6 protein-coding genes and 1 pseudogene are annotated in these 8,475 nt (G+C 43.5%); 5 read left to right on the plus strand and 2 right to left on the minus strand.

The features are described 5' to 3' along the window. Nucleotides 1–46: 46 nt before the first annotated feature. Nucleotides 47–2,881, minus strand: coding sequence for an excinuclease ABC subunit UvrA (gene uvrA, locus FTU66_RS09400; RefSeq protein WP_004970200.1), 2,835 nt, complete (start codon nucleotides 2,879–2,881; stop codon nucleotides 47–49). A 146-nt stretch (nucleotides 2,882–3,027) separates the two neighbouring features. Beyond that, nucleotides 3,028–3,702 carry a thiaminase II gene (gene tenA, locus FTU66_RS09405; RefSeq protein ID WP_180112734.1) on the minus strand — a complete coding sequence of 225 codons (675 nt, stop codon included), beginning with the start codon at nucleotides 3,700–3,702 and terminating at the stop codon, nucleotides 3,028–3,030. Nucleotides 3,703–4,006: 304 nt separating this feature from the next. Between tenA and FTU66_RS09410 the strand changes: the two genes are divergently transcribed. The 5 genes and pseudogenes from FTU66_RS09410 to FTU66_RS09430 form a co-directional block, all read left to right on the plus strand. Further along, a complete protein-coding gene (locus FTU66_RS09410; protein ID WP_004970195.1) occupies nucleotides 4,007–5,092 on the plus strand; it encodes a DUF475 domain-containing protein in 1,086 nt (361 codons plus the stop codon). 215 nt (nucleotides 5,093–5,307) lie between these two features. After that, nucleotides 5,308–6,672, plus strand: coding sequence for an MFS transporter (locus tag FTU66_RS09415; RefSeq protein ID WP_104852874.1), 1,365 nt, complete (start codon nucleotides 5,308–5,310; stop codon nucleotides 6,670–6,672). A gap of 51 nt (nucleotides 6,673–6,723) precedes the next feature. Further along, complete coding sequence (gene ssb, locus FTU66_RS09420; protein WP_096902231.1) at nucleotides 6,724–7,299, plus strand: single-stranded DNA-binding protein; 576 nt, start codon at nucleotides 6,724–6,726, stop codon at nucleotides 7,297–7,299. A gap of 261 nt (nucleotides 7,300–7,560) precedes the next feature. After that, nucleotides 7,561–7,731 carry a hypothetical protein gene (locus FTU66_RS09425; protein WP_180088864.1) on the plus strand — a complete coding sequence of 57 codons (171 nt, stop codon included), beginning with the start codon at nucleotides 7,561–7,563 and terminating at the stop codon, nucleotides 7,729–7,731. Nucleotides 7,732–7,950: 219 nt separating this feature from the next. Further along, nucleotides 7,951–8,475, plus strand: a pseudogene (locus FTU66_RS09430) (transposase); the annotation flags it as partial.

Consider the following 8,475-nt stretch of genomic DNA (forward strand, 5'->3'; position numbering starts at 1 on the left):
ATCTGTATTTAAACTTGAATGGGCTTAAAAACTGAAATAATCTATTTTAGCCTTTTAACATCGGTTTTAAGAATTTTGCGGTATGTGAAATTTTAGATTTTGCGACAGTTTCAGGTGTGCCTTCGGCAATGATTTGTCCACCGCCTGCACCACCTTCAGGGCCTAAATCGACAATCCAGTCTGCAGTTTTAATCACATCTAGGTTGTGTTCAATCACCACAATGGTATTACCCTTGTTGCGTAGCTCATGCAGGATGTCGAGCAATTTGGCAATGTCATGGAAGTGCAAACCAGTGGTCGGTTCATCCAGTACATACAGGGTTTTGCCTGTATCTCGTTTGGCCAGTTCACGCGCCAGTTTTACGCGCTGTGCTTCACCGCCAGATAAAGTTGTAGCTGATTGACCAAGGCGGATATAACCCAAGCCAACCTGATTTAACGTTTCCAACCGACGATGAATCACAGGAATGGCATCAAAGAAATGCATGGCATCTTCAACGGTCATTTCCAAAACATCAGAAATATTGCGACCTTTATAACTGACTTCCAAAGTTTCGCGGTTATAGCGTTTACCATGACAGGCATCGCAAGGCACGTACATATCTGGCAAGAAGTGCATGGCAACTTTAATCATGCCATCACCCTCACAAGCTTCGCAGCGTCCACCTTTAACGTTAAAGGAGAAGCGTCCTGCTGCATAGCCACGTGCTTTAGCTTCAGGGGTTTGCGCAAACAGCTCACGAATTGGAGTGAACAAGCCTGTATAGGTCGCGGGGTTCGAGCGTGGCGTTCGCCCAATCGGGCTTTGGTCAATATCCACCACTTTATCTAAATATTGCAAACCATCAATCGAGTCGAATTTTTCTGCGGTTAATGTAGTTGCGCCATTTAATTGTGTTGCAGCCAAAGGCAACAAAGTACGGTTAATTAGGGTGGATTTTCCTGAACCCGACACGCCTGTGACACAAGTCATTACCCCTAAAGGCAAAGTGAGATCCACTTTTTTCAGGTTATGTCCTGCTGCGCCCATTAGCTTAATTTGTTGTTCGGGATGTGGCGGTTGGGTGCGCGTTTTCGGCACTTCAATTTTTAATTTGCCCGATAAATACTGCCCTGTTAGGGAGTCTGCATGTTCGGCCAGTTCTGCATAGGTGCCTTCGGCAATAATATGTCCACCATGCACACCTGCACCTGGGCCAATATCAATAATATGGTCGGCAGCGCGAATCGCATCTTCATCGTGTTCTACCACCAACACCGTGTTACCCAAGTCACGTAAACGAATCAGGGTTTCCAACAGGCGATCATTGTCACGCTGGTGCAAGCCAATTGAAGGTTCATCTAGCACATACATCACGCCCATAAGCCCCGCACCAATTTGAGATGCCAAGCGGATACGTTGTGCTTCACCGCCTGAAAGAGTTTCGGCGGAGCGTGACAGACTTAAATAATTCAAACCCACCGACACTAAAAAGTGCAGACGTTCACGAATTTCTTTAAAGATTTTATCTGCGACTTCACCTTTGGCCCCTTCAAGATTTAAGCCTTGATAGTAGTCTTCGGCATCGCCAATCGACATTTGGGTAATTTGAGCAATGGTTTTGTCTTTCACGCGGACATTACGAGAGATTTCATTTAAACGTGAACCACCGCAGGCATCACAGGCAGCATTAGATAAATACTGCGCCAAATCATCACGTACATAATTACTTTCGGTTTCACGGTAACGACGTTCTAAATGCGGTAACACGCCTTCAAACGCAATCACACGTTTATGGTGGCGTCCACGTTCATCAGTATAGCTCAGGTCAATTTTGTCTTTACCTGTGCCATACAGGAATTTCTTTTGTGTCACGCTGTCCAGCTGATTCCATGCCGTATCGAGTGAGAGTTCATAATGTGCCGCGACTTTTTCCAGCATGCTGTAATAATACGGACGCTGTCTGTCCCAGCCGCGAATTGCGCCCTGACTAATCGACAGTTCAGGGTTTGGAATCAATTTTTCCGCACTGAAATGGCTACGTGTCCCCAAACCATCACAAGTTGGACAAGCGCCAAAAGGGTTGTTAAATGAGAACAGGCGCGGTTCAAGTTCTGCCACGGCACGGTCACATTGCGGGCAAGAGTGCTTGGCCGAAAAAATACGATCAGGTTGTTCCGCATTCATCCACGATAAAATGGCTAAATCGCCACCTAAACGCAGTGCAGTTTCAAAGCTTTCGGCAATACGGTTGCCCAAATCATCTCGGACTTTAAAACGGTCTACCACCACTTCAATGGTATGTTTTTTCTTTTTATCGAGTTCTGGTGGTGGGTCAATGTCCATGACTTCGCCATCAACTCGGGCGCGTACAAAACCCTGACTTTGTAGCTGTTCAAACAGATGCACATATTCGCCTTTACGCTCACGAATCACAGGCGCGAGTAGCATTAAGGCAGTGCCTTCTTCCAGTGCTTTTACAGCATCGACCATTTCTGAAACAGTTTGCGCCACCATTGGTAAATCATGTTCAGGACAGTAAGGTGTGCCGACACGTGCATACAGTAAACGCAAATAGTCGTAAATTTCGGTAATGGTACCCACGGTTGAACGCGGGTTATGGCTGGTCGATTTCTGTTCAATGGCAATTGCGGGACTTAGACCTTCAATCGAGTCGACTTCAGGTTTTTCCATTTGCGATAAAAACTGGCGTGCGTATGCAGAAAGCGATTCGACATAACGACGCTGTCCTTCGGCATAAAGGGTATCAAACGCCAGTGAAGATTTTCCTGAACCAGATAAACCCGTAATTACCACAAATTTATCGCGTGGAATATCAAGGTTCACGTTTTTTAGGTTATGGGTACGTGCACCTCGAATACGGATATGACTTTGGCTCATAAAAACTTCTCGATATTTTGCAAATGAAAAACCTATATATGATAGCGCATGAAAATTGTTCAAGTGTTATTTTTCATGCTTTATCGGTCATGAGCTGTCGCACTGTATGTATGGAGCGATTGCCATACGGTGCGTGAGGGCGGCCGTTAAGCTTGATCTAAACCCGGCCACTGACGTTGATGATAGGCGCTATCCCAGAATAACCATTCCAGTTCTGCAGCTTTGGTGTAGGCGTGGTGCATTTTTTCAAGGGTATCGGCATCACAGCGCGCAGCAACACGGTCTATGGTTTGAATCACATTATTGACTGCGGTGTGGAATTCCTCGCCCGAATAGGTATCGACCCATGCCTGATACGGATTATTCGGTGCAGAATTATTGACGATATCTTTACCAACTTCGGCATAAATCCAGAAACATGGCAGTAGTGATGCCAATACCACAGGATAGCTTTCTGACCATGCGGTTGCGACTAAATAAGAAGTGTAGTGATGACAGGCAAGGGTCAGCGGAGTAATTTCAAATTCCTGTTTGGAAATATCAAACTCCTGCATAAAGCTGTCATGTAAGGTACGTTCCACCACAATTGCGATTTTGGCGGCATCTGCGAACTGAATAATATCATCTGCATCAAAAGCTTTAGCCGCACAGACTGCCAGTGCACGCCCGTAGGCAATTAAGTAATGTGAATCTTGAATCACATAATGTGCAAAAGCAGCTTTACTTAAGGTGCCTTGTGCCAACTCCTGATTAAATGGTAAAGCGAGCGTCTTGTGATAAAGGGCAAGGTTACGTTGCCAAGCGTCTTGAGAAAAGCGCATCCTAAATTCCTAATATGTCGTTGCATTTCACTATAGCAGTTTGGGAATGAAAAACACGGTTTTCACGGTATCTGATCGGGAAACCAAAAATCATACGAAGAATTTTGCCGAAGTTGAGGAAAAAGCGTCATAATTGCAGCATAAAATTTTACATTCTCAGTTTTTGTCCGATTTAAAATTCGGGCAATTCAATTTTCAGAATTTTTGTATCTGTTAAAGCTTAATCAAAACTGTACTTTGCGTTGATGGTACAGATTCGGCAGATGAAAAGTTCAGATCAAAATATAGTGATAGGTCGTTTCTCATGATGAAACATTTTGGTTTCTCAATCGTATTTTCGATTGTGTGTCTTGCGCTATCTGCATACTGGGGCTATACCCATGGCCCAGAAGCAGGTGTGCAAACCATGCTTACCGCACTAACCATTACCGCAATTTTGGCGATTATGGAAGTGTCGTTGTCGTTTGATAACGCGGTGGTGAATGCGTCAGTGCTGCGCGGTTGGGATCATTTCTGGAAAATGCTGTTTTTAACCGTGGGGATTATCATTGCAGTTTTTGGTATGCGTTTAATTTTCCCTGTGGTCATTGTGGCGGTCACTGCCGATATGGGCATGATGGAAGTGGTGCAACTGGCATTGAATGATCCGAAGCAATATTCGGCTAAACTGATGGCACATCACCCTGAAATTGCTGCTTTTGGTGGCGCATTCTTGTTGATGGTTTTCCTAAACTTTTTCTTGGATGATGAAAAAGACACGCACTGGTTTAGATGGTTTGAGCGTCGTTTGAGCAATCTGGCAAGCGTGCCTGCCATGTCGGTATTTTTGGCCTTAGTGACTTTGTTAATCATGGCGGCCAATGTGGTGGAAGATAAGCGCCTTGTGGTGACGATGGCGGGTATTTGGGGCATCGTGATTTATATTGGCGTACAAGTGCTGAGTCACATGTTGGGCGGTGAACCAGAGGTCGATGAACAGGGCAATGCTGTGCGTCATGACGAAAATGGCGTACCGACAGGCGTGGTGAAAGCGGGTATTGGGGGCTTTTTATATCTGGAAGTGCTAGATGCCTCGTTCAGTTTTGATGGTGTCATTGGTGCATTTGCAATCACCTCTGATGTGGTGATCATCATGTTAGGCTTGGCGATTGGTGCAATTTTCGTGCGTTCGATGACGATTTATTTAGTCGAAAAAGGCACGTTGGATGCCTATATTTACCTTGAACACGGTGCGCACTATGCGATTGGTGCGTTGGCCTTTATTATGATTGCCAGCGGTACAGGCTTGCATGTGCCAGAAGTGGTGACAGGTTTAATTGGTGTTGCCTTTATTGTTTGGGCGGTGATTGCATCTATTCAATTTAAAAAACGTCAGGCAAAAGCGGGTTAATGCTATGGTGATGCCCGTTGCTGTATTGCCGCGAAATCACAGAGCAATACGGTGATGAAGACTGTATAAAATATAAATTTGGGTGCACAACGTTGCGCCCTTTTTTATTGAAAAAGTAGGGTCTGTTGAATAAACATCGGGAAAAATCAGCATCCTTAAGCTGAATGTTGTAGGATATCTGCAAATTCAAAATTATTTAGTTTTAGTCGATTGATATGATGAATGCCTTAGAACGCCGCTCGACCTTTGCTTTAAGCAGTATTTTTGCATTGCGCATGTTGGGTCTGTTCATGATTATTCCTGTATTTTCAGTAGCAGGGCAGTCATATCAATACTCAACTCCTGCACTGATTGGTCTTGCCGTTGGTGTTTATGGACTCACCCAAGCCATTTTACAAATTCCGTTTAGCTTAATTGCAGACCGTTATAGCCGTAAGCCATTGGTGGTTTTTGGCTTATTACTGTTTGCTTTGGGTGGTGCAATTGCAGCCATGTCTGACACCATTTATGGCGTGATTATTGGTCGTGCCATTGCAGGTGGTGGCGCAGTATCTGCCGTGGTGATGGCATTACTGGCCGATGTGACCCGCGAAGAAAACCGCATGAAAGCCATGGCGGTGATGGGGATGAGTATCGGTATGTCCTTTGTGGTGGCCTTTAGTTTAGGGCCATGGCTTACGGGCTGGGTTGGTATTTCAGGGTTATTTTGGGTCACCACAGTGATGGGACTAGCAGCGATTCTCATGTTGTTATTGGTGCCTAAAGTCACGCGTCATCATCGTAATTTTCAGCAAGGCTATATCACTCAGTTAAAGCAAGTCCTGAAAATGGGCGATTTAAACCGTCTGCATGTATCGGTATTTACCCTACATTTATTGCTGACTGCCATGTTTATTTATGTGCCTTCGCAATTAATCCAATTTGCCGATATTCCTTTGCAGCATCACGGCTGGGTATATTTGCCATTGTTGTTGGTCAGTCTGTTCGTGGCATTTCCAAGTATTGTTTTGGCAGAAAAATATCGCAAAATGCGTGGCATTTTCCTGACCGCCATTGCAGGTATTATTTTAGGGCTGTTGGTGCTGATTTTCGGGTTTGAATCGAAATACATCCTTTTATTGGGTTTGGGCTTATTCTTTATTGCTTTTAACGTTATGGAAGCTTTATTACCTTCGTGGTTGTCAAAGGCTGCGCCAATTCAATCTAAAGCCACCGCGATGGGTGTGAATGCGAGCAGTCAGTTTTTGGGAGCATTTTTTGGTGGGATGATTGGTGGGCAGTTGTTGATGCTCAACCACACCGCAATGGGTTGGAGTATTTTGACCGCGATTGCTATAATTTGGCTATTCGTTAGTTTTGGATTGGCGCAGCCGCGCTATCTTTCGTCTTTGGTGTTGCGTTTGCCTGAGAACCGAGAAACAGATGAATGGACTTCTCAACTTTTGGCAATTCGTGGTATTGAAGAGGTCGTGGTGATGTCTGACCAGCAAGTGGCTTATGTGAAAGTGGATAAACAGCAAATTGATGATGCTGCGCGACAACAATTAACGCACTTGTTTGGGAAAGAGGTAGCCATTTAAGCATAACTCTTATAAAGTAAATAATAGAAACAAATAGGAAGAAAACGTCTAATGCGTGGTGTAAATAAAGTCATTTTAGTGGGTACTTTAGGTCGTGATCCTGAAACAAAAACTTTCCCAAATGGTGGTTCTCTCACTCAATTTTCTATCGCAACCAGTGATGTCTGGACAGACAAAAACACAGGTGAGCGTAAAGAGCAAACAGAGTGGCATCGCATTGTTTTACATAACCGTTTAGGCGAGATTGCACAGCAATATTTACGCAAAGGTTCTAAAGTATATATTGAAGGTTCATTGCGTACACGTCAGTGGACAGACCAAAATGGTCAAGAGCGTTACACCACTGAAATTCGTGGCGATCAAATGCAAATGCTCGACTCTGCTAACCGTGGACAATCTGACCAGCAAGATGGTGGCTTTGCTCAACCACGTTTTAACAATAACCAAGGCGGTTATGGCAATCAGAACCAAGCTCCAGCCACAGGTTATGCGAATCAAAATCAAGGCGGTTTTAACCAAAATCAGGGTGGTGGCTATGCCAACAATAACCCAAGTGGTTTTGCACCGAAGCCACAAGCTGCGCCTGCAACCGCACCTGCAGATTTAGATGATGATCTACCATTCTAACTTAAGTTAGAACGGTAGTCCATATATAAAAAACATAATTAATTATATTTCATATATTTAATTGTGTTTTTTTATTTTATGTAAAGTTAAGGCAATATATTAATTTCTAAATAATGAAATACCTTGTCTTAACTTTACAGAATCATCTTTAGTGAAATATCTATAATTATCTAAATTTATCTTTTTTGTATCCAGAAACATCTTCTATTTTGTCTTTATGATTCTTATTACTAGATAACGACTTAAATAGGAGAAAGCAGAATGTCTAGAACACCAAATGATGATCGCTCAGATAGCATTAATCCAAATAATGATGCCTACTGGGATTCTCTGGATAACCATTCAGATCAATTAAATCCAAACAATGATCGGATTCAACACGCCAATTACAAGATGGATTTAGAGATCGCTAAATTGAAACGATCTCTATGAATCACACATTTTAGTCATAAATAAATTTTGTATGCGCTTTACCATTCTCATCTAAAGTTAATTTGAATTCTTTCCAATTACCGCCTGTTTGCTCTTCCATAAGACTATGTAGCTCCTTAACCAAATTTGGCACTTCTTTGTTTTCATAGGTAATCCCCCCTAAAAATAATAGGATCTAAAAGTAGAATTTTCTCTTAAGATACGAGCAGGAGATTCTGCATGAAAACATCTAAATTTACTGACAGTCAGATCATGTCCATCTTGAAACAGGCAGAATCTGGCACACCTGTAGCGACCCTTTGCCGTGAACACGGCATGAGTAATGCTACCTTTTATAAATGGCGTGCCAAATATGGTGGTATGGATACATCATTAATGGCTCGACTGAAAGAGCTAGAAGCCGAAAATACCAGACTTAAAAAGATGTATGCGGAAGAGCGATTAAAGGCCGAAATCATCCAGGAAGCGATGGCAATGAGCAGCACTGCTGCGCAAGGGTAAAGCCATCTTGCCGGCGTAAGATGGCACAACAGGCAGTTGCCCAGCATGCCATTAGTATTCGTTTGGCTTGTAAAGCATTTGGCATTAGTGAAACCTGCTACCGCTATCAAGCCAATCTCAGCGATGACAATGCACTCATTGCTGAACAGCTCATTGAACTCACTGAGGAAAATTCCGATTGGGGCTTTGGTTTGTGCTTCTCGTATTTACGGCATGTTGAGAGTTGCTGCTGGAATCACAAGC

This window comes from Acinetobacter sp. YH12131, assembly GCF_013418635.1.
Lineage (GTDB): Bacteria > Pseudomonadota > Gammaproteobacteria > Pseudomonadales > Moraxellaceae > Acinetobacter > Acinetobacter towneri.